Origin of the sequence: Ottowia beijingensis (assembly GCF_042680925.1) — a bacterium.
GTDB classification, from domain to species: domain Bacteria; phylum Pseudomonadota; class Gammaproteobacteria; order Burkholderiales; family Burkholderiaceae_C; genus Ottowia; species Ottowia beijingensis.
Genome location: NZ_JBHUEP010000004.1, coordinates 103,016 through 121,441 on the forward strand (window position 1 = coordinate 103,016; position 18,426 = coordinate 121,441).

The window sequence follows — 18,426 nt, forward strand, 5'->3', positions numbered from 1 at the left end:
GCCCGACGGCTGTCGACAACCAGCCCCCCCCCCGGCACAACTCCGCCGCCGCAAGCCTGCGCCACGCAGCTTCAGGCGTAGGTCACCCAGTCCCTGAAAGCCGCCGCGTCCAGGTGCGGCAGGGTGTTGTAGGTCACCAGATGGTGCCGCTTGGGGTTGAAGGCGAATTCGGTGACTGCCGTGTTGCGGATGCGCAGGTTCAGCTCGATGCTGGTGGCGGCGGGCGCGTCCAGGATGTGGGCCACGGCGGTGGCGATGGGGCCGCCGCTGGAGACGATGAGCACGTTGCCCTCGTAGTGCTCGCGCACGTGGTCGAGCGCGCCGACCACGCCGGCGCGGAAGTCCACATAACTGGGCATGCCCACGGGCTGCAGGCGCCCGTCCATCCACGCGGCCAGGCCGTCGCGCAGCAGGCGGAAGTGCTGGCGGTACAGCTCGGGCGTGTCGGGCTTGGGCAGGGGCTGGGGGTGGATGGCGGCGATGACGGCGTGGCTGTCGTATTCGTTCAGGCCGGGCCACAGAATGTGCGCCCCCACGCTTCGCGCTGGCGTGTCGGCGCTGCCCCCCGAGGGAGCGCTCGCCGCCTGGGGCGGCCCGGCGCGGCGCGGTGCTGGCGCCTCGATGCCGCCGCCTTCGGCGATGCCCTGCCAGGTGCCAAGCTGGCGCCGCAGGGTGCCGGTGAGCACGGCGTCGAAGTGCAGGGCATCACCAAGGCGCTCGCGCAGGTACTGGCCCAGGCGCACGCTCTGGCGCTGGCCCAGCTCGCTCAATTGGTCGTAGTCGTCGGCGCCGAAGCTGGCCTGGCCGTGGCGCACGAGGTAGAGGGTTCCCATGCGCGGATTGTGGCGGCGCGGGCGGCCGTGTGATGCGCTGGCCGGTCGTGCACGTGACAGGCGCGGCCCATTCCTGTGTTTTGCACTTTTTTGTGTGGACGGCCTTGGCCGCGATGGGGTGGTGATGGCGTGGGTGCGCTGCCATCGCGGGCAAGCCCGCTCGCACAAGGCGCTGATACTTTTTCGCGTTCAAAAAGACAGCTGTTCGCGCGCGATGCGATGACGAAAATGACCTCGCTGCGCTTCGATGACGGCGGCTGCGCCGCCATGACGCCAGCCAAGTGCGAGGCATTTTGCGCAGCACGGACGTCATTTCGTCATCACGCCGCGCAGCGGCGAAGTCATGGCGTCATCCGTCAAAAAGCCGACGTCTGGAACGCGAAACGGCATGACAAGCAATTGCCCTGCCCCACGGAGTGCGGGCGGCGTGGGTGACGGGCTATGCCTGCTGCAGCACGCGGGCCAGCACGGCCGCGTCCACGTTGGCGCCGGTCAGGCTCACGCCGACGCATTGGCCGCGCAGGCGGTCGCGCTGCTGCAGCGCGGCGGCGAAGGCGGCGGCGCCGGCGCCTTCGGCGACGTTGTGGGTGTCGTTGTAGAGGGCGCGCATGGCGTGGGCCGCCTCGTCGTCGCTGACCTGCACCACGTGGTCGAGGTGCGCCTGCAGCAGCGCCCAGCGGTACTGCGGCGTGGGCGCGAAGGCGCGGTACACCACCTGCGCGGCGGCTTCAATCTCGGCCAGCGTGGGCAGCGTGGGCATGCGGGGAGTTTCCTCTCACCCAAAATGTGGGGGAGTATATGCTTTTTGCGCCCTCCCATCGGGCGCCGGGAGATATATATAAGGGGAGTATCACGCCGCATCGGCCCCGAAGGATGAGGGGACTCAGGGGCGGGGCTGACCGATGGACGACAGCGTGACCACGCCGCGCGGCGTGGCCAGCACGGCTTCGATGGCCGGCTGCGGTGCGGGCTCGATGGCGGTGTCGCCCAGGCCAGCCGCCTTGCAGGCTTCGGCCAGCGCGGCGGCGCGCGGGTGCTTCAGCCTCAGGGCGTGCAAGGTCACGCCGCTGGGCGGCAGGCGCGCGGCCGGGTGCGTGGCACCCCACTCGATTAGCGTGGGCAGGCAGCCGTCGAACAGGCGGCGGCCGTCGGGGCGCACGGTGATCTGCCATTGCAGCAGGCCGGCCGGCGTGTCGCGGCTGGCGTGCAGCAGCTCGCCGCGGTCAATCTCCAGCATGGCCAGGCGCGCGGCGGCCTCCTGCAGGTCGGGCACACGCGCCACCCAGTGGATGAGGCGCGGGCCGTGCGCGCGCACCTGCTCGCGCAGGGCCGCGTCGTCCATGTCGAACCAGCGCTTCAGGCCTGCAGCGCCCGTCTGGCGGTCGCCAGTTGCTTCTGGATTGATAGCGATGATCTCCAGGTATGCCAGCGGAAACGCCGGCGATTCGATGGTCAGCAGGCGGTTGTGGGTGCCGAACAGCGGGTGCTCGCCGCCCGGCGCGGCCGCCACGCCCAGCGTGGCTTCGCACCACGCGGCGCCTTGCGCCAGCGTGTCGGCCATCACCACCAGATGGTCGAGGCGCGGGCGGTCGTGCAGCGGCGCGGTCACAGCAGCACCTCGCCCTGGACCATGCGCACGCAGTCGCCGCCCACCCACACCTGGCCGTCCGCGTCGCGCTCGACATGCACGCGGCCGGCACGGCCCAGCGCCGTGCCCTGCGCGGCGATGTAGCTGGCGGGCAGTTCGCCCGCCGCGATCAGCCACTGCGCCAGGCTGGCGTTCAGGCTGCCGGTGACCGGGTCTTCGGTCACGCCGATGGGCGCGGCGAATGCGCGCACCTCGATCAGCGGCGCCGCCTCGCGCCCGGCCGCGGCGGTGAAGGCACGCGCCTCGCGGCTCGACCGCGCTATCAAGGGCAGAGCACCCTGCGCTTGGTGGATGCCGACCACGCCCACTTTTTGCCCCAGCCTGGCCAGTTGCGCTTGGTCGGGCTCGAGCGCCAGCACGGTATCGGCGTTGTCGAGCTGCAGCGTCAGCCAGGCGGGGCCGTTGTCGAGCAGCTGCGCGCGCTGCACCTGCGCCGCGGGCACGCCCAGCGCCTGCGCCACCTGGGCCAGCACCACCGGCGACGGATCGCTGCGCGTGCTGGGCGGCGCGGCAAAGGCCAGGTGCTCGCGCCCATCCACGGCCTGGCGCCGGATCGGCACCAGCCCCTTGGCGCACTGCTGCACGATCACGTCGCCGCGCTGCGGCTGCCCGCCCGCCGCCAGCCAGGCAAAGCACGAGCCCAGCGTGGGGTGGCCGGCGAAGGGCAGCTCGCCGCCGGGCGTGAAGATGCGCAGGGCGTAGTCCGCCGCGGGCTCGGTGGGCGGCAGGACGAAGGTCGTTTCCGACAGGTTGGTCCAGCGCGCGAAGCGCTGCATGGCGGCGTCGTCAAGGCCACTGCCATCCAGCACCACGGCCACCGGGTTGCCGTAGCCGGGGGTGTCGGTGAAGACGTCGATCTGGGCGAAGGGGCGAGGGGTCATGGTGTGATAGCTATAGAATCAGGAGCTGCTTGCGCTTTCTGGTCAAGGTCTGGAGGCCGATTTCACCTTGAAAGCGCCTGCCGCACCACCTGCCCCAGCGCGGCCATGCCGCGGTCGATCTCGGCCGGCGTGGAGGTGACGAAGGACAGGCGCAGCGTGCGCGTGTCGGGCTGCTGGGCGTAGAACGGCGCGCCGGGCACGAAAGCCATGCCGGCGTCGACGGCGGCGGGCAGCAGCGTCTGGGCGTTCAGGCCCTCGGGCAATTTCACCCACACGAACATGCCGCCGGCGGGGCGCGTCCACTTGGCGCCGGTGGGGCCCAGTTCGCACTCCAGCGCGGCCAGCATGGCGTCGCGCTGCGCGTGGTAGCGCGCGCGGATGGTGGGCACGTGGCGGTCGAGAAAACCATCGCGAATCACCTCGGCCACCACGCGCTGGTTGAAGCCGGGCGTGTGCAAATCGGCCGCCTGCTTGGCCTGCAGCAGCTTGGGATACAGCGCGGGCGGCGCGATGAGGTAGCCCAGGCGCAGGCCGGGCGCCAGGATTTTGCTGAACGAGCCCAGGTACACCACGCCCTCGGGCCAGCGCGCCAGCAGGGGCGCAGGCGGCGTCTGCTCGAACCACAGCTCGCCATAGGGGTTGTCCTCGACGATGGGCAGGCCGAACTCGCGGCAGACGGCGATCACCTGCTGGCGGCGCGTTTCGTCCATGGTGCGGCCGGTGGGGTTCTGGAAGTTGGGCAGCAGGTAGATGAAGCGCGGGCGCTCGCCTTTTTGAAGCGCCTCGCGCAATGCCTGCGGCGACACGCCGCCATCGTCGCTGGCCACGTTCTCGGGCACCGGCTGCATGGGCGTGAAGGCCTGCAGCGCGCCCAGGTAGGTGGGCGACTCGACCAGCAGGCGGCAGCACTTGTCGAGCAGCACCTTGGCGATCAGGTCCAGCCCCTGCTGGCTGCCGGTGGTGATGAGCACCTGCTCGGGCGACACGGTGGCGCCGTGCTTGCCCATTTCATCGGCCACCCACTGGCGCAGCTCGGGCAGGCCTTCGCTCGACGCGTATTGCAGCGACGGCTTGGCGATGGCGCTGTCCTTGCCCAGCACGGTGGCGCAGGCATCGCGCATGGCGTCGACGGGAAAGGTCTCGGGCGACGGCAGGCCGCCGGCGAAGTTGAGGATGCCGGGGCGCTCGGTCACCTTCAGGATTTCGCGGATGGCGGAGGGGTTCATGGCCTCGGCGCGCTCGGCCAGGTGCCAGGGGGTGGTGGGTTGCAGGTCGTTGGGGTTCATGGGGTTTCTCCTGTTGTTCGGGTCAGGGCATCAATTCGGGGTGGTGCGCACGCAGCCAGTCGCGCACGTGTTGCTGCAGCATCCGGGCCGACTGCAGGCAGGCTGCCGCCGCGGATTCGGGCACGGTGTCGCCGGAATAGTCGGCCAGATGGCGCTGTTTGCGCAGTGCGTCCAACGGCCACACCGCTTCGGGGGCCAGCCCCACGCTGAGGGGCAGGGTTTGCAGGGCTGTCTGGTGGTGGCCCGGCTTGCTGGTCAGCGTGCGGTAGCCGTTGGCATGCAGGCCCGCCATGGCCAGTTGCATGACGGCCTTGTAGGCGGCGTCAAAGCGGTTTTCGCAACTCAGGCCCGCCAGTTGGGCGTCGGCGATGTTGCGGCGGGCCGCGGCCAGCAGGTGGGCCACCTGCGCCTTGTCGGGCGTGATGACATCAAGGCTGACGCCGACCAAGTTCTTCAAGCTCACGCTCGTCTCCCAGCAGGAATATCTTGGGCTTGCCCAGCACGTCGCGCAGGAAAGGCCCGTCGGCGGCGCTGGCAAACTCTGCCGCGCTGAACACCTTGGGGTTGATCTCGCGGCCCAGTTGCGCTTGCGCCGGATGCAGCAACTGCACCGCGCGCGCGAAGTCGAGCTCGCCGATCAGCATCAGGTCGATGTCGCTGCCCGCCGTCTCCTCGCCCCGCGCCACCGAGCCGAAGACGAAGGCCGCGCGCAGCTGGTCCGCCACCGGCGCCAGTGCGTCGATCAGCACGTCGGCCAGGCCCGAGGTCTTGCGCAGGATGCTGGCCAGTTCGGCAAAGATGGGGTGGGCCTTGTTGGCGCTGTAGATCTGCTGGTTGCCACGCCGCTCGCGTTGCAGCAGGCCGGCGTCGGCCAGCTTGACCAACTCGCGCGTGACGGTGCCCGCCGGCAGGCCCGCCCGCCGGGCGATCTCGCGGCCGTGCAGTGCGTCGTCGGGGTGCAGCAACAGCAGGCCCAGCACGCGTCGGCGGTATTCGGGCAGCAGGACGGAGATGGCAGAGGGTTGCATTTTTGGCGTCAATTGTCGCCTTATTTGCATCAATTGGCCACCGGCCGCGCCAGTCGGCGGCTGAGGAACACGGTGGCCACCACGGCCAGGGCGAAGCCGATGGACATCGCGTCCAGCCGCTCGCCCAGCAGCGGCACGGCGAACAGCATCGACAAAAAGGGCTGCAGCAGCTGCACCTGGCTGACGCGCAGGGCGCCGCCCCAGTCCAGCCCGCGGTACCAGGCGAAGAAACCGGCCCACATCGAGAACACGCCGACGTAGACGAAGCCGGCCCAGGCAGCGGGGCGGATGGCGCCGACATCGGCCGGCCACAGCCACCACGCCGCCGGCAGGCTGAGCGGCAGTGCCAGCGCGCAGATCCAGCAAATCGTCTGCTCGGCCCCCAGCACCGGGCTGACCTGCGCGCCCGCCACGTAGCCGACGGACGCGGCGATGACGGCGCCAATCAACAGCGCATCGGCCCAGGCCAGCCCGAAGCCGCCCGCGCCCTGCGCGCGCAGCCAGGCGAACAGCATCACCAGCGCACTGCCGGCCACCGCACAGGCCCAGAAGGCGGGGCGCGCGCGCTGCCCCATCATCAGCGCCACGGCCACCGCGGTGGCCAGCGGCCCCAGCGCCATGATGACCGCCGCGTGCGTGGCGGTGACGCTGCGCAGCGCCAGCGCCAGCAGCACCGGAAAGCCGATCACGTTGCCCGCCACCGCCAGCCCCAGCAGGCGCCAGTGCGCGCGCTGCGGCCAGGCCGCGCGCGTGAGCAGCAGGAACGCGGCCGACAGCAGCCCCGCCAGCGCCGCGCGCCCGGCGGTGACGAAGGCGGGCGAGAGCTGCGGCGCCGCGTCGGTGCCGGTGGCCAGACGCGTGGCGGGCAGCGTGATGGCGAAGATCAGCACGCCCAGCACACCCAGCCAGAAGCCGGCCAGCAGCCGCGCATCGCCCTGCAGGGTGTTCATGCCGATCAGCCTTGCGCGTCGATCGGGCGGGCGCCGGCCGCTGCGTTTTCAGGAGCAGTCGAGGGCGCGGCCAGCGCGCTCCACACCATCCACGCCGACGTGGCCACCAGCGCCGCGGCCATCACGCGGTTGAACCACAGCAGCCGCTGCCCCTGCGCCAGCCAGCCGCGCAGCAGCGAGCCGATGAGCGCGTAGGTGAAGTTGCTGGCAAAGCCGAAGAACAGCATCACCGGCAGCACCATCAGCAGGCGCGCCACCCAGTCGGGCCGGCCGGCCACCCAGCCGGCGACGATGGACAGCGCCAGCATCCACGCCTTGATGTTGAGGAACTGCAGGCCCACGCCTTCGGCAAAGCTGACCTGCAAGCGCCGCTCGTCGGCCTGCGACAGGGTGCGGCTGCCGGCCAGCCGCCAGGCCAGCCACAGCATGTAGCCCACGCCCACCGCCAGAATGCCCCAGCGCAGCACCGGCACCGCCATCACCAGCGCGCCCACGCCCAGCGCGCACAGCACGAACAGGCCCGCCCAGCCGGTGGGCACCGCGCAGACGAAGCGCATGGCGCCGCGCAGGCCGCGGTTGGCCGCGATGGCGGTGGACAGCGTGGTGTTGGGGCCGGGGGTGAAGCTGCTGGCGGTGGCCAGCACCAGCAGGGCACTGAATTCAGCGGCGGTCATGCACTGCAATGTAGCGCGGCGCAGCCGTACAGATTCAATACAGTTGACGAGGTCAGTGGCTGAACTGTATGGTTTGCGGCGACGCTACAGCGGTGCCAGCGGATCGGCGGCCATTTACAAGAACACTTGGTTGGCAGCCAGTTGCAGACTGCGTTGTGGGAGCGGGCTTGCCCGCGATCAAGCGTTGGCTGCGACGAGGCGCCTCATCGCGGGCAAGCCCGCTCCCACACCGCGGAGGTGATCCGCGCGGCATCAGAGACTTCTTGACAATCAATCAAAAACAATAGCTTCTCGCGCCCGTCATTGCTTTGTTTCAGATGTTTTTCTCTTGAAATCCAATCAGGACAAGCGCAAGCCACTATCAAAAAGTGACTTCCCGATGTTCACGCTGAACGCCCAGCGCCCAACGCTCCACCTCTGCACATGCTGCTGCGCACCCCCACCCAGTCACTGACCGACCAGCTGGCCGAGCGCTTTGCCGAGCGCATCCGCGACAAGCTGCTGGCGCCCGGCTCGCGCCTGCCCAGCGTGCGGCAGTGCGCGGCGCTGCACCGGGTCAGCCCGTCCACCGTGGTGGCCGCCTACGACCAGCTGCTGGCGCAGGGCCTGGTGGAGGCGCGGCCGCAGCGCGGCTTCTTCGTGCGCCACCCGGTGGCGCGGCCGGCCGCAGCGCCCCAGCGCAAGGCGCGCGCAGCCATCGAATCCGAAGCATTCAGCGACCCGGCCGACGCCCGCCGCCTGAACGCGCCGATCAGCGCCGCCACGCTGATGCGCGGCATGTTCCACGCCGCCGACGCGCGCCCGCAGCCCGGCATGGGCGTGCTGCCGCCCGACTGGCTGGGCGCCGACTTCATGGCCGCCGCCGTGCGCAAGGTCAGCACGCCGGCGCAGCTGCTCGACGCCACCGTGCGCTATGGCGAGCCGCAGGGCGACGCCGGCCTGCGCCGCGTGCTGGCCGCGCGGCTGGCCAGCCAGGGCATCGACGCCGACGCGGCGCAGATCGTCACCACCGTGGGTGCCACGCAGGCGCTGGACATCGTCAGCCGCACCCTGCTGCGCCCCGGCGACACGGTGCTGGTGGAGGAGCCCGGCTGGTCGGTCGAGTTCGCGCGGCTGGCCTCGCTGGGCATGCGCATGCTGCCGGTGCCGCGCGGCCCCGACGGGCCCGACCTGGCGGTGATGGCGCGCTACTGCGAGGCACACGCCGGCACGCCGCAGGCGCCGCGCCTGTTCGTCAGCGTGAGCGTGCTGCACAACCCCACGGGCTACTGCCTGTCGCCCGCCAGCGCGCACCGCGTGCTGCAACTGGCGCAGCAGCACGACTTCCACATCGTCGAGGACGACACCTACCACCATCTGGCCCCCGAGCACGCCACGCGGCTGGCGCAGCTGGACGGCCTGCGCCGCACCATCTACGTCAGCGGTTTCGCCAAGGTGCTGGCGCCGGCCTGGCGCGTGGGCTTTCTGGCCGCGCCGCCCGAGCTGGTGGAGCGCCTGCTCGACACCAAGCTGCTGGCCACGCTGACCACGCCCAGCCTGCTGGAGCGCGCGCTGGCCCACTGCATCGAGCACGGCCAGCTGCGCCGCCACGCCGAGCGCCTGCGCATCAGGCTGGATGCCGCACGCAGCCGCAGCGCGCGGCTGGCGCTGCAGCACGGCTGCACGTTCGCGGCCGAGCCGGCCGGCCTGTTCGGCTGGGTCGACACCGATGTGGACACCGACCAGCTGGCGCTGCGCATGCTCGACCAGGGCTACCTGCTGGCGCCCGGCGCGCTGTTCCACGCCAGCCGGCAGCCCAGCCCGCTGATGCGCATCAACTTCGCCACCACGCAGGACGCCGCGTTCTGGAAGACCTTCGAGCGCGTGCGCAGCGCGTTGATGGCGCGGGCCTGATACCGTTTCGCGTTCAAACAAATGACAAATGACTTCGCCGCTGCGCGGCTTCGATGACGAAATGACGAAATGACATCAGTGATGCGCGGAATGCCTCGCACCTGGCTGGCGTCATGGCGGCGCAGCCGCCGTCATCGAAGCGCAGCGAGGTCATGTCGTCATCATCGCGCGCGCAAGCAGCTGTCTTGGTGAACGCGAAACAGCATGCGTCGGCACGCGCCACGCCCAGGGGCCACCTGCGCGAAGTTTTTCGCATGGGTTTGGCGCTTTCCACGGTTAAGCTCGCCACGGCCATCGGGGCTGTGCTGCCCTGAGGTGCCTGCTGTCGATGTCGCTCCGTTTTTCTTCATCCTTCTTCAGCCCCTTCGTCCTGCACCTGTCGGCCTACGCGCTGGCGGGGCTGATGGGCAGCGTCGCGCTGTACGCACGCCAGGCGCCGGGTTGGCAGTGGGGGCTGATGCTGTCGTTCGCGCTGTGGCCGGTCATCCTGCGCGCCATGGCCCCGCGCCTGCGCGATGCCGCGCGCATCGAGCGCCATGCCGTTCAGGGCGATGCCGCGCTGGCCGGCGCCATGCTGCCGCTGATGGCCTTCCACCTGCTGCCCTGCGCCGCGGTGCTGACCGTCACGCTGATGGACAAGATCACCCCGCGCCGGCGCGCACTGCTGGCGCATGCGCTGCCGTTCCTCGCGGGCGGCGCGCTGCTGGGCTACGCCGTGGTGCAGCCGCGCCTGCAGTTCGACACGCCGCTGCTGGTGGAGCTGGCGACGGTACCCTTCCTGGCGCTGCACTTCCTGGCCGCGATCCGCGCCAACTGGCGCCAGCGCGAAATGGTGAGCGAGCAGTCGCGCCGGCTGGAGCAGGCCGCGCAGGAAGATCCCACCACCGGCCTGCTGGCACGCGACAGCCTGATCGCGCGCGCGGCCACGGCGCTGGCGTTTTCGCATTCGCGCGACATGCCCTCGAGCCTGGCGCTGATCGACCTGGACGGCTTTCGCCGCGTCAACCAGGTCTTCGGCCACCAGGCGGCGGACGAGTACCTGCGCGCGGTCGGGCTGCGCCTGCGCCAGTCGGTGCGGCAGGGCACGCTGGTGGGGCGCTACGGCGCCGACCAGTTCGCCGTGCTGCTGCCGGCCACGCCGCTGGCCGATGCCGAACACGCCGCGCGCCGCCTGCTCGCCGCCATCGGCACGCTGCGCCTGGCCGACTGGCCGGGGCTGCAGGCCACCTGCAGCGTGTCGCTGGTGGCCACCAGCCCGGCCTATCCGGGCATCCGCGAATGGCTGACGGCGGCCGAGCGCGCCCTGCAGCAGGCCAAGGCGGCCGGCGGCAACCGCATCGAAGCCGTGCGCTGAGGCGCCTGCGGCAGCGCCTTCAGGGCACGACCGCGGTCACTTCGATCTCGACCTTGGCGCGCGACTCCATCAGCGCCGCCACGGCCACGCAGGTCATGGCCGGAAAGTGCTTGCCGATCACCTCGCGGTACACCGCGCCCAGCTCCTTCAGGCGGGCGTTGTATTCGTCGCGGTCGATCACGTACCAGGTCATGCGCACCATGTGCTCGGGGCCGGCGCCGGCCTCCTTCAGCACCGCCATCACGTTCTGCAGCGTCTGCCGCGTCTGCGCGATGAAGTCGTCGGTCTCGAACTGCTGCTGGGCATTCCAGCCGATCTGGCCGCCCACGAAGACCTGCGTGCCGCGCGCGGCGATGCCGTTGGCGTAGCCCTTGGCGGGCACCCAGCCGGCGGGGTGAAGAACCTGGTGTGTCATGTGTTCTGCCTCAGTCGAAAGCGCTGCAGCTTGCCCGTCTCGGTGCGCGGCAGCGCGGTCATGAACTCGATCTCGCGCGGGTACTTGTACGGCGCGATGGTCTGCTTGACGTGCTCCTGCAGCGCTTTCACCATGGCGGCGTCGCCCGCGTGGCCGGGCTTGAGCACGACGAAGGCCTTGATGAGCATGCCGCGCGCCTCGTCGGGCTTGCCGATGACGCCGCATTCGGCCACTGCGGGATGGGTGAGCAGGCAGTCCTCGACCTCCGGGCCGCCGACGTTGTAGCCGGCGGTGATGATCATGTCGTCGTCGCGCGCCTGGTAGTGGAAGTAGTCGTCGGCGTCCTGCACGAAGGCATCGCCAGGGCGGTTCCAGCCATCGGGCACGTAGCGCGCCTGGCGTTCGTCGTCCATGTAGCGGCAGCCGGTGGGCCCGATCACGGCCAGCTGGCCCATGGTGCCGCGCGGCACCTCGTGGCCTTCGCCGTCCACCACCTTGGCCTGGTAGCCGGGCACCACCTTGCCGATGGCGCCCGCGCGCACGGCGGCCCCGGCCGAGGAGATGAAGATGTGGAACATCTCGGTGGCGCCGATGCCGTCGAGCATCTCGATGCCGGTGGCCTGCTTCCACAGCTGGCGCGTGGCGTCGGGCAGTGCCTCGCCGGCGCTGACGCAGGTGCGCAGGCTGGGGATGCCGATGGCCTGCGCGTGCGGCGCCATCTGGCGGTAGAAGGTGGGCGCGGTGTAGCAGGTGGTGACGCCGTGCGCGCGCATCTGGCGCACCATGCTCTCGGGGTTGTAGGGTCCGTCGGGGTAGAAGATGCTGGCACCCGCCCACATGGGGAACAGCAGCAGCCCGCCCAGCCCGAAGGTGAAGGCCAGCGGCGGCGAGCCGGTCACCACATCATCGGGCGTGGGCTTGAGCACGTGGCGCGGCCAGCATTCGCAGGCCGCCAGCACGTCGCGGTGCGTGTGCACCACGGCCTTGGGCGCGCCCGTGGTGCCGCTGGTGAAGGCCAGCAGGGCGATGTCGTCGGCGGCGGTGGGGCAGGCGGTGAAGCGGGGCGGCTGGCGCGCGGCCAGCGCGCCCAGGTCCTGCGGGTCGTCGGGCGCGTTGAAGCGCAGCACGTGCTGCAGCACGTCCGGGTGCGCGCGCTGCGCCTGCTCCAGTTCGGGCAGCAGCCTGGCGTCGCAGATGGCGGCCACGGGCTGCGCCTTGTCGATCACCTTGCTCAGCTCGGCGGCGCGGAACAGCGGCATGGTCGCCACCGCGATCAGGCCGGCCTTGACCACCGCCAGCCACGACAGCGCCATGCCGATCGAATTGCCGCCGCGCAGCAGCACGCGGTTGCCGGGCTCCAGTTTCAGACCGTGCATCAGGTGATTGGCGATGCGGTCGACGCGTTCGCGCACTTCGGCATAGGTGAACGTCACTTGGGGCGAGCGCAGCAGCGGGCGATCAGCCCAGCCCTTGGCGGCGGCGCCATCAAGCAGGCGCTCGACCAAATTGACCTGGTCGGGAAACTGCAGCTCGGGCAAGTCGTGGCGCAGCTCGGGCCATTGCGCGCGCGGCGGCAGGCGGTCGTGGACGAAGCGGTCGGTCTGGGCGCTGCGGGTCATGACGTCACTCCTGTCTTGCACCCTCGCCCCGCTGGGGAGAGGGTTGGGGTGAGGGGCGGCAGCGCTGGCTGCTGGAGGGGCGCGGCCCCCACCCCAACCCTCCCCCAGCGGGGGAGGGAGTGACATGCCGGCGCTGCCGTCATGCCAGCACCGCCTTGCCGATGATGAGTTGCTGCACTTCCGTCGCGCCTTCGTAGATGCGCAGGCTGCGGATGTCGCGGTACAGCGATTCGACCTTGGTGCCCACCTTCACGCCCAGGCCGCCATGCATCTGCAGGGCCATGTCGATCACGCGCTGGGCGTTTTCGGTGGCGGTCATCTTGGCCATGGCGGCGGCAACGCTGCGCTCCTTCATCGAGCCTTGCTGTGTGTCGCGCATCCAGGCGGCGCGGTAGGTGAGCAGCGCGCCGGCGTCGATCAGCGCCGCCATCTCGCCCAGCTTGGCCTGTGTCAGCTGGAAGTCGGCCAGCGTCTGGCCGAACATCCGGCGGCGCCGTGCGTGGTCGATGGCCTCGGCCAGTGCGCGCCGCGCCATGCCCAGTGCGGCACCGGCCACGCTGGCGCGAAAGATGTCGAGGGTCTGCATGGCGAGCTTGAAGCCACCATTGCGTTCGCCCAGTTGCTGGTCGGCCTCGACGCGGCAGCGCGTGAACACCAGCTCAGCCAGCGGGTGCGGTGCCATCACGTGGATGTGGGCCGAATCATCCAGCCCCGGCGTGCCGCGGTCGACGATGAAGGCGGTGATGCCGCGGCTGCCGGCCTGCGGGTCGGTCTTGGCGAACACGCAGTAGAAGTCGGCCATGCCGCCGTTGCTGATCCAGGTCTTGCGGCCATCCAGCATGAGGGCGCCGTCGGGCTCATCGGCCACGCAGTCAGCGCGCGCCGGCGTGGCCTGCAGTTGCATGGCGGCCACGTCGGAGCCTGCGTCGGGCTCCGACAGCGCGAAGGCCGCGATCTTGTCGCCGCGCGCCACCGCCGGCAGGTAGGCCGCCCGCTGCGCCGGCGTGCCGCCGAGCGAGATCGCACCGCTGCCCAGGCCCTGCATGGCGAAGGCGAAGTCGGCCAGCGGCGAGTGGAAGGCCAGCGTTTCGCGCAGCACCACCAGCGCGCGCGAATCGAGCGCGGGCAATGCGCCACCGTGCTCGGCGGCGACGCAGTAGCGCAGCCAGCCCGCATCGCCCAGCCGCCGTACCCAGTCGCGGCAGGCGGCGCGGTCGTCACGCTCGTCCACGTCCTGCGCGGCGGCCCACTCGGGCAGGCGCGCGGCGATGTCGCGGTGGGCGGCGTCGAAGAACGGCAGGGCGAGGTGGTCGGTGGAGGGGGTCATGGTTCAGGTGGCGCTTTCATGAATACCGGACGCAGAGGACGCAAAGGTTTCGCAGAGGTCGCAAAAGAGTCAGAAAACATTCTTCTTGGCTTCTTCTGCGTCCTCTGCGTGATCTTTGCGTCCTCTGCGTACTGGCTGTTGGCTTCAGTCGCCCCCAAACACCGGCTTTTGCTTCGCCGCGAAGGCCTCGTAGGCGCGACGGAAGTCCTGCGTCTGCATGCAGATGGCCTGCGCCTGCGCCTCGGCCTCGATGGCCTGCTCGATGGTCATGGCCCATTCCTGGCTCAGCATGGTCTTGGTCATGCCGTGCGCAAACGTCGGGCCGGCGGCCAGCTCGCGCGCCATGGCCTGCGCCTTGTCCAGCAACTCGCCACTGTCGTGCAGCGCGTTGAAGAAGCCCCAGGCGAAGCCCTCTTGCGCCGTCATGGCGCGGCCCGTGAACAGCAACTCGCTGGCGCGCCCCTGCCCGATCACGCGCGGCAGCAGCGCGCACGCGCCCATGTCGGCGCCGGCCAGGCCCACGCGGGTGAACAGGAACGCCGTCTTGGTCTTCTCGGTGCCGTAGCGCAAATCGCAGGCCAAGGCCATCATGGCGCCGGCGCCGGCGCACACGCCGTCGATGGCGCCGATGACGGGCTGCGGGCAGCCGCGCATGGCCTTCACCAGATCGCCCGTCATGCGGGTGAACTCCAGCAGTTCGGGCATGGTCATCTTCGTCAGCGGGCCGATGATGTCGTGCACATCGCCGCCCGAGCAGAAGTTGCCGCCCTCGCCCGTCACCACGACCACCTTCACGTCGGTGGCATAGCGCAGGCCGTTGAACAAATCGCGCAGTTCGGCGTAGCTGTCGAAGGTGAGCGGGTTCTTGCGCTCGGGCCGGTTCAGCGTGACGGTGCCCACGCCGTCGGCATCGCACTGCCAGCTGAAGTGCCGCGCCTGGTAGGCCGCGCGGGCGTCGAACTGCGGGCGCATGGGATTGCCCGCGCCGATGTAGTGCTTCATGCCGTCTCCTGAAAATGTTGCTTGACCTTGCCAAGCAGCGCGTGCAGCGTCTGGATGTCGCGCGGGCTCAAGCCCGCGAAGGCATCGACGATCCAGGCCTCGTGCGCCTGCGCCATGGCGTTGAACTGCTTGCGCCCCTTGGGCGTGAGCCGCACCAGGTAGGCGCGGCGGTCACCCTCAACCTCGGCGCGCTCGACCAGGCCCTCGGCCTCCAGCTGGTCGGTGATGCCGGTGACGTTGCCGCCGGTCACCATCAGCCGGCGCGACAGCTCGTTCATGCGCAGGCCATCGGGCGCGCGCTCCAATTGCGCCATCAAATCGAAGCGCGGCAGCGTGGTATCGAAATGCTCGCGCAAGTCAGTGCGGATCTGCTTTTCGATCAGCTGCGTGCAGGCCAGCAGGCGCAGCCACAGGCGCAGCTCCTCGGGGTGTTCGGCGTGGGCGCGGGCTTCCAGGTCCATGCTCAGGCACGCTGCCCGTTAGCTTCACTATCCATAGCTGCCAGCGCCTGCCCCGCCTGCGCTTGCATCGCTTTTTGCTTTTCCATCTCGCGGTACAGCTGGTCGCGTCCGCTCAGGTATTGGTTCGGCCAGGTTACGGCGCGGCTTTGCAGTCTGGCGGCCTCGTGCAGCGTCCACGCCGGGTCGGCCAGGTGCGGACGGCCGACGGCGCACAGGTCGGCGCGGCCGGCGGCGATGATGCTGTTGGCGTGGTCGGCCTCTTGAATAGCGCCCACGGCCATGGTGGCGATGCCCGATTCGTTGCGGATGCGGTCGGCGAACGGCGTCTGGTACATGCGGCCATACACCGGCCTGGCCTGGCGCGTAGTCTGGCCGCTGGACACGTCGATCACATCGCAACCCGCGGCCTTGAACAGCGCGCCGATGCGCACGGCGTCGTCCGGTGTCAGGCCACCCGGCGCCCAGTCGTGCGCGGAAATGCGCACGCTCATCGGCTTGTCGGCCGGCCACGCTGCGCGCATGGCACTGAACACTTCCAGCGGGTAGCGGCAACGGTTCTCCAACGAGCCGCCGTACTCGTCGCTGCGCCGGTTGGTCAGCGGGCTGATGAAGGACGACAGCAGGTAGCCGTGCGCGCAGTGCAGCTCGAGCCAGTCGAAGCCGATGGCGGTGGCGCGGCGGGTGGATTCAACGAAGGCAGCCTTCAGCGCCGCCATCTCGGCGGGCGTGATCTCGCCCGGCGTCTGGTTCTGCTCGCCATAGGGCACGCCGCTGGCGGCCAGCAGCGGCCAGTTGCCATCCTTCAGCGGCTCGTCGATCTGCTCCCAACCGAGCTGGGTCGAACCCTTGGGGCCGCTGTGGCCCAGCTGCAGGCCGATGGCGGCGTCGCTCTGCTGGTGGAAGAAGTCGACGATGCGCTGGAAGGCCGCCTGCTGCGCGTCGTTGTACAGCCCCGGGCAGCCGGGGGTGATGCGGCCTTCGGGCGTGGGGCTGGTCATCTCGACCATGGTCATCGCCGCACCGCCCACGGCGCGCGCGCCCAGGTGCATCAGGTGCCAGTCGCCCAGCACGCCATCGCGCGCGCTGTACTGCGCCATGGGTGAGACGACGATGCGGTTCTTCAGCGTCAGACCGCGCACCGTGAAGGGCGTGAGCATGGGCGGCACGATTGCTTCACTTTGAATAGCTGCTTGCGCAGACGGAGCGGGCGCCAGAGGCCGATTTGGCTCAAGACCCCGGGGCGCCGGCCGGGTGTGCGCGAACCAGCGCTCGTAGCCCTCTAGCCAGGCCGCATCGCGCAGGCGCAGGTTCTCGTGGCTGATGCGCTGGCTGCGCGTGAGCAGCGAATAGGCGAACTGCTCGATCTCCATGCCCGTGTAGCGGTCGACGTTCTCGAACCACTCGGTGGAGTTGCGCGCGGCGTTCTGGATCTTCAGCACTTCCACGCTGCGCGTGTCCTCGTAGCGCTGCAGCACGGTGTCGATGTCGGCGCCGGTGGCGAATTCCTCGCCGCTCGCGGCGAACTGATTCGCCATGTCGATGGCATCCTCCAGCGCCAGTTTGGTGCCGCTGCCGATGGAAAAGTGCGCCGTGTGCGCCGCGTCGCCCATCAGCACGATGGGCACCGTCTTGCCGCCGATGCGCTCGCGGTGCACCCAGGTCTTGCAGATCACGCGCGGAAAGCGGATCCAGATGGCCGAGCCGCGCAAGTGGGTCGCGTTGCTGATCAGCGGATGGCCATCGAGGTATTGGCCGAACAGCTTCTCGCAGAAGGCGATGCCCTCCTGCTGGCTCATCTGATCCAGTCCGTGCGCTTTCCACACCGCCTCGGGCGTCTCGACGATGAAGGTCGAGGTGCTGTCGTCGAACTTGTAGGCGTGGGCCTGAAACCAGCCGTGCTCGGTCTGCTCGAAGGCGAAGGTGAAGGCGTCGAAGGTCTTCCGGGTGCCGAGCCAGACAAAGCGGCACAGGCGCGTGTCGATGTCTGGCTGGAACACGCTTCGGTAGCGCGTGCGGATGCGGCTGTTGAGGCCATCGCTGGCGATCACCAGGTCGGCACCGTATTGCGCGGCGATGGCCTGGTCGTCGGTCACGTCGGTCTCGAACACGAGTTCGACACCCAGCGCCTGGCAACGGTCCTGCAGGATGTTGAGCAGGTGCTTGCGCCCGATGCCGCAGAAGCCGTGTCCGGTGGAGCGCACGCTGCGGCCCTTGAAGAAGACCTCGATGTCGTCCCAGTGGTTGAAGGCGTCGCCGATCAGGCGCGCGCTTTCGGCGTCGGCCACCAGCATGTTCTGCAGCGTCTGGTCGGACAGCACCACGCCCCAGCCGAAGGTGTCGTAGGGGCGGTTGCGCTCGACCACCACCACGCGGCAGTCGGGGCGCTGCTGCTTCATCAGCAGGCCGAAGTACAGCCCCGCCGGGCCGCCGCCGATGCACACGATGCAGGACATTTGATTCATGTCTACATTGTTTAGACATGAACAATCGACTGTCAAGAGGGCTTCTCAGGATTCGGTGATGCAGCTGTCATGCAGGGGTCGCGGCTCGCGGCACAATGGATGGGCATCTGCGGGCGATGGGTCGCGCGCACGAATCAACCACCGAGGAGAGAAGCCATGCTCTACAAGTTCAAATCCCAGGAAGCCGCCGACGTCATCATGCTCAAGCTGAACGCCGAGGAGGTGCTTCAGATCATCGGCAAGCCGGCCAGCCCCACGGGCATCATCACCGTGGAGCAGGTGCCCGCCGCCGTGGCCGCGCTGAAGGCCGAGGTGCAGCGGCGCGAGGCGATGGGCCAGCCGCAGGCCGCCAGCGACGAGCGTTCGCCGCAGGACGAGGTCGACGAGGCCAAGGCGAGGACCGACCTGGTGACTCTGCGCCAGCGCGTGACGCCCTTCATCGAACTGCTGGAGCGCAGCGCCGCCGCCGGCAAGGACGTGGTGTGGGGCGTGTGACGGCGCGCGCTTCATATACTCCCCACCCGCCAAGCTGCTAGCGCCCGAGGGACGGGCGCTGGATGCATATACTCCCCTAGATCAGCGAATCCGCCGCG

General features: G+C 69.8%; 19 protein-coding genes. 3 read left to right on the top strand and 16 right to left on the bottom strand.

The window, feature by feature from the left end; all coding sequences use genetic code 11:
- Nucleotides 1-71 precede the first annotated feature (71 nt).
- From ACFSCU_RS02640 to ACFSCU_RS02680, 9 genes are all read right to left on the bottom strand, one after another.
- Nucleotides 72-833, bottom strand: coding sequence for a histidine phosphatase family protein (locus ACFSCU_RS02640; protein WP_377559815.1), 762 nt, complete (start codon nucleotides 831-833; stop codon nucleotides 72-74).
- 439 nt (nucleotides 834-1,272) lie between these two features.
- The gene (locus ACFSCU_RS02645; RefSeq protein WP_180550027.1) at nucleotides 1,273-1,593 is read right to left on the bottom strand and encodes a pyridoxal-phosphate dependent enzyme; all 321 of its coding nucleotides are present in this window, start codon (nucleotides 1,591-1,593) and stop codon (nucleotides 1,273-1,275) included.
- Between the two features lie 123 nt (nucleotides 1,594-1,716).
- Nucleotides 1,717-2,442, bottom strand: a complete 726-nt coding sequence (locus ACFSCU_RS02650; protein WP_308645795.1) for a VOC family protein — start codon at nucleotides 2,440-2,442, stop codon at nucleotides 1,717-1,719.
- A complete protein-coding gene (locus ACFSCU_RS02655; RefSeq protein WP_180550028.1) occupies nucleotides 2,439-3,362 on the bottom strand; it encodes a PhzF family phenazine biosynthesis protein in 924 nt (307 codons plus the stop codon). Before ACFSCU_RS02655 ends, ACFSCU_RS02650 begins: the two co-directional genes overlap by 4 nt.
- Nucleotides 3,363-3,424: 62 nt before the next feature.
- Nucleotides 3,425-4,648, bottom strand: coding sequence for an aminotransferase-like domain-containing protein (locus ACFSCU_RS02660; RefSeq protein WP_377559817.1), 1,224 nt, complete (start codon nucleotides 4,646-4,648; stop codon nucleotides 3,425-3,427).
- A 22-nt stretch (nucleotides 4,649-4,670) separates the two neighbouring features.
- On the bottom strand, nucleotides 4,671-5,111 hold the full coding sequence (locus ACFSCU_RS02665) for a DNA-binding protein (protein ID WP_333705156.1): 441 nt from the start codon (nucleotides 5,109-5,111) through the stop codon (nucleotides 4,671-4,673).
- The gene (locus tag ACFSCU_RS02670) at nucleotides 5,077-5,676 is read right to left on the bottom strand and encodes a MarR family transcriptional regulator (RefSeq protein ID WP_180550029.1); all 600 of its coding nucleotides are present in this window, start codon (nucleotides 5,674-5,676) and stop codon (nucleotides 5,077-5,079) included. Before ACFSCU_RS02670 ends, ACFSCU_RS02665 begins: the two co-directional genes overlap by 35 nt.
- Nucleotides 5,677-5,705: 29 nt before the next feature.
- Nucleotides 5,706-6,626, bottom strand: coding sequence for a DMT family transporter (locus tag ACFSCU_RS02675; protein ID WP_377559819.1), 921 nt, complete (start codon nucleotides 6,624-6,626; stop codon nucleotides 5,706-5,708).
- A 5-nt stretch (nucleotides 6,627-6,631) separates the two neighbouring features.
- A complete protein-coding gene (locus ACFSCU_RS02680; RefSeq protein WP_377559820.1) occupies nucleotides 6,632-7,300 on the bottom strand; it encodes a LysE family translocator in 669 nt (222 codons plus the stop codon).
- Between the two features lie 423 nt (nucleotides 7,301-7,723).
- On the opposite strand from ACFSCU_RS02680, the gene ACFSCU_RS02685 reads away from it, so the two are divergent.
- Nucleotides 7,724-9,193: an aminotransferase-like domain-containing protein gene (locus ACFSCU_RS02685; RefSeq protein ID WP_377559821.1), complete on the top strand. Its 1,470-nt coding sequence runs from the start codon at nucleotides 7,724-7,726 to the stop codon at nucleotides 9,191-9,193.
- Nucleotides 9,194-9,206: 13 nt separating this feature from the next.
- On the opposite strand, the gene ACFSCU_RS02690 is transcribed toward ACFSCU_RS02685, so the two are convergent.
- Nucleotides 9,207-9,347, bottom strand: coding sequence for a hypothetical protein (locus ACFSCU_RS02690; protein ID WP_377559822.1), 141 nt, complete (start codon nucleotides 9,345-9,347; stop codon nucleotides 9,207-9,209).
- A gap of 174 nt (nucleotides 9,348-9,521) precedes the next feature.
- On the opposite strand from ACFSCU_RS02690, the gene ACFSCU_RS02695 reads away from it, so the two are divergent.
- A complete protein-coding gene (locus ACFSCU_RS02695; protein ID WP_180550031.1) occupies nucleotides 9,522-10,547 on the top strand; it encodes a sensor domain-containing diguanylate cyclase in 1,026 nt (341 codons plus the stop codon).
- 19 nt (nucleotides 10,548-10,566) lie between these two features.
- On the opposite strand, the gene ACFSCU_RS02700 is transcribed toward ACFSCU_RS02695, so the two are convergent.
- The 6 genes from ACFSCU_RS02700 to ACFSCU_RS02725 form a co-directional block, all read right to left on the bottom strand.
- Nucleotides 10,567-10,962 (bottom strand): RidA family protein, encoded by a 396-nt coding sequence (locus tag ACFSCU_RS02700; RefSeq protein ID WP_180550032.1) that lies wholly within the window; start codon nucleotides 10,960-10,962, stop codon nucleotides 10,567-10,569.
- The gene (locus ACFSCU_RS02705; RefSeq protein WP_377559826.1) at nucleotides 10,959-12,581 is read right to left on the bottom strand and encodes an AMP-binding protein; all 1,623 of its coding nucleotides are present in this window, start codon (nucleotides 12,579-12,581) and stop codon (nucleotides 10,959-10,961) included. Before ACFSCU_RS02705 ends, ACFSCU_RS02700 begins: the two co-directional genes overlap by 4 nt.
- Nucleotides 12,582-12,720: 139 nt before the next feature.
- Nucleotides 12,721-13,908 carry an acyl-CoA dehydrogenase family protein gene (locus tag ACFSCU_RS02710; RefSeq protein ID WP_377559828.1) on the bottom strand — a complete coding sequence of 396 codons (1,188 nt, stop codon included), beginning with the start codon at nucleotides 13,906-13,908 and terminating at the stop codon, nucleotides 12,721-12,723.
- A gap of 144 nt (nucleotides 13,909-14,052) precedes the next feature.
- Nucleotides 14,053-14,910: an enoyl-CoA hydratase family protein gene (locus ACFSCU_RS02715; RefSeq protein ID WP_180550034.1), complete on the bottom strand. Its 858-nt coding sequence runs from the start codon at nucleotides 14,908-14,910 to the stop codon at nucleotides 14,053-14,055.
- Nucleotides 14,907-15,371, bottom strand: a complete 465-nt coding sequence (locus ACFSCU_RS02720; RefSeq protein WP_180550035.1) for a MarR family winged helix-turn-helix transcriptional regulator — start codon at nucleotides 15,369-15,371, stop codon at nucleotides 14,907-14,909. The genes ACFSCU_RS02715 and ACFSCU_RS02720 overlap by 4 nt, the downstream gene beginning before the upstream one ends.
- A 2-nt stretch (nucleotides 15,372-15,373) precedes the next feature.
- Nucleotides 15,374-17,833 carry a bifunctional salicylyl-CoA 5-hydroxylase/oxidoreductase gene (locus ACFSCU_RS02725; RefSeq protein WP_377559831.1) on the bottom strand — a complete coding sequence of 820 codons (2,460 nt, stop codon included), beginning with the start codon at nucleotides 17,831-17,833 and terminating at the stop codon, nucleotides 15,374-15,376.
- 156 nt (nucleotides 17,834-17,989) lie between these two features.
- On the opposite strand from ACFSCU_RS02725, the gene ACFSCU_RS02730 reads away from it, so the two are divergent.
- Entirely contained in the window at nucleotides 17,990-18,328 is a 339-nt protein-coding gene (locus ACFSCU_RS02730) for a DUF1840 domain-containing protein (protein ID WP_180550036.1), read from the top strand.
- The last annotated feature ends 98 nt before the right edge of the window (nucleotides 18,329-18,426 follow it).

What these genes read in the sequence shown, in the direction of transcription:
- ACFSCU_RS02640 (WP_377559815.1), bottom strand. Translation starts at nt 833, where the DNA reads ATGGGAACCCTCTACCTCGTGCGCCACGGCCAGGCCAGCTTCGGCGCC.
- ACFSCU_RS02645 (WP_180550027.1), bottom strand. Translation starts at nt 1,593, where the DNA reads ATGCCCACGCTGCCCACGCTGGCCGAGATTGAAGCCGCCGCGCAGGTG.
- ACFSCU_RS02655 (WP_180550028.1), bottom strand. Translation starts at nt 3,362, where the DNA reads ATGACCCCTCGCCCCTTCGCCCAGATCGACGTCTTCACCGACACCCCC.
- ACFSCU_RS02660 (WP_377559817.1), bottom strand. Translation starts at nt 4,648, where the DNA reads ATGAACCCCAACGACCTGCAACCCACCACCCCCTGGCACCTGGCCGAG.
- ACFSCU_RS02670 (WP_180550029.1), bottom strand. Translation starts at nt 5,676, where the DNA reads ATGCAACCCTCTGCCATCTCCGTCCTGCTGCCCGAATACCGCCGACGC.
- ACFSCU_RS02675 (WP_377559819.1), bottom strand. Translation starts at nt 6,626, where the DNA reads ATGAACACCCTGCAGGGCGATGCGCGGCTGCTGGCCGGCTTCTGGCTG.
- ACFSCU_RS02680 (WP_377559820.1), bottom strand. Translation starts at nt 7,300, where the DNA reads ATGACCGCCGCTGAATTCAGTGCCCTGCTGGTGCTGGCCACCGCCAGC.
- ACFSCU_RS02685 (WP_377559821.1), top strand. Translation starts at nt 7,724, where the DNA reads ATGCTGCTGCGCACCCCCACCCAGTCACTGACCGACCAGCTGGCCGAG.
- ACFSCU_RS02690 (WP_377559822.1), bottom strand. Translation starts at nt 9,347, where the DNA reads ATGACCTCGCTGCGCTTCGATGACGGCGGCTGCGCCGCCATGACGCCA.
- ACFSCU_RS02695 (WP_180550031.1), top strand. Translation starts at nt 9,522, where the DNA reads ATGTCGCTCCGTTTTTCTTCATCCTTCTTCAGCCCCTTCGTCCTGCAC.
- ACFSCU_RS02700 (WP_180550032.1), bottom strand. Translation starts at nt 10,962, where the DNA reads ATGACACACCAGGTTCTTCACCCCGCCGGCTGGGTGCCCGCCAAGGGC.
- ACFSCU_RS02705 (WP_377559826.1), bottom strand. Translation starts at nt 12,581, where the DNA reads ATGACCCGCAGCGCCCAGACCGACCGCTTCGTCCACGACCGCCTGCCG.
- ACFSCU_RS02710 (WP_377559828.1), bottom strand. Translation starts at nt 13,908, where the DNA reads ATGACCCCCTCCACCGACCACCTCGCCCTGCCGTTCTTCGACGCCGCC.
- ACFSCU_RS02715 (WP_180550034.1), bottom strand. Translation starts at nt 14,910, where the DNA reads ATGAAGCACTACATCGGCGCGGGCAATCCCATGCGCCCGCAGTTCGAC.
- ACFSCU_RS02720 (WP_180550035.1), bottom strand. Translation starts at nt 15,371, where the DNA reads ATGGACCTGGAAGCCCGCGCCCACGCCGAACACCCCGAGGAGCTGCGC.
- ACFSCU_RS02725 (WP_377559831.1), bottom strand. Translation starts at nt 17,833, where the DNA reads ATGAATCAAATGTCCTGCATCGTGTGCATCGGCGGCGGCCCGGCGGGG.
- ACFSCU_RS02730 (WP_180550036.1), top strand. Translation starts at nt 17,990, where the DNA reads ATGCTCTACAAGTTCAAATCCCAGGAAGCCGCCGACGTCATCATGCTC.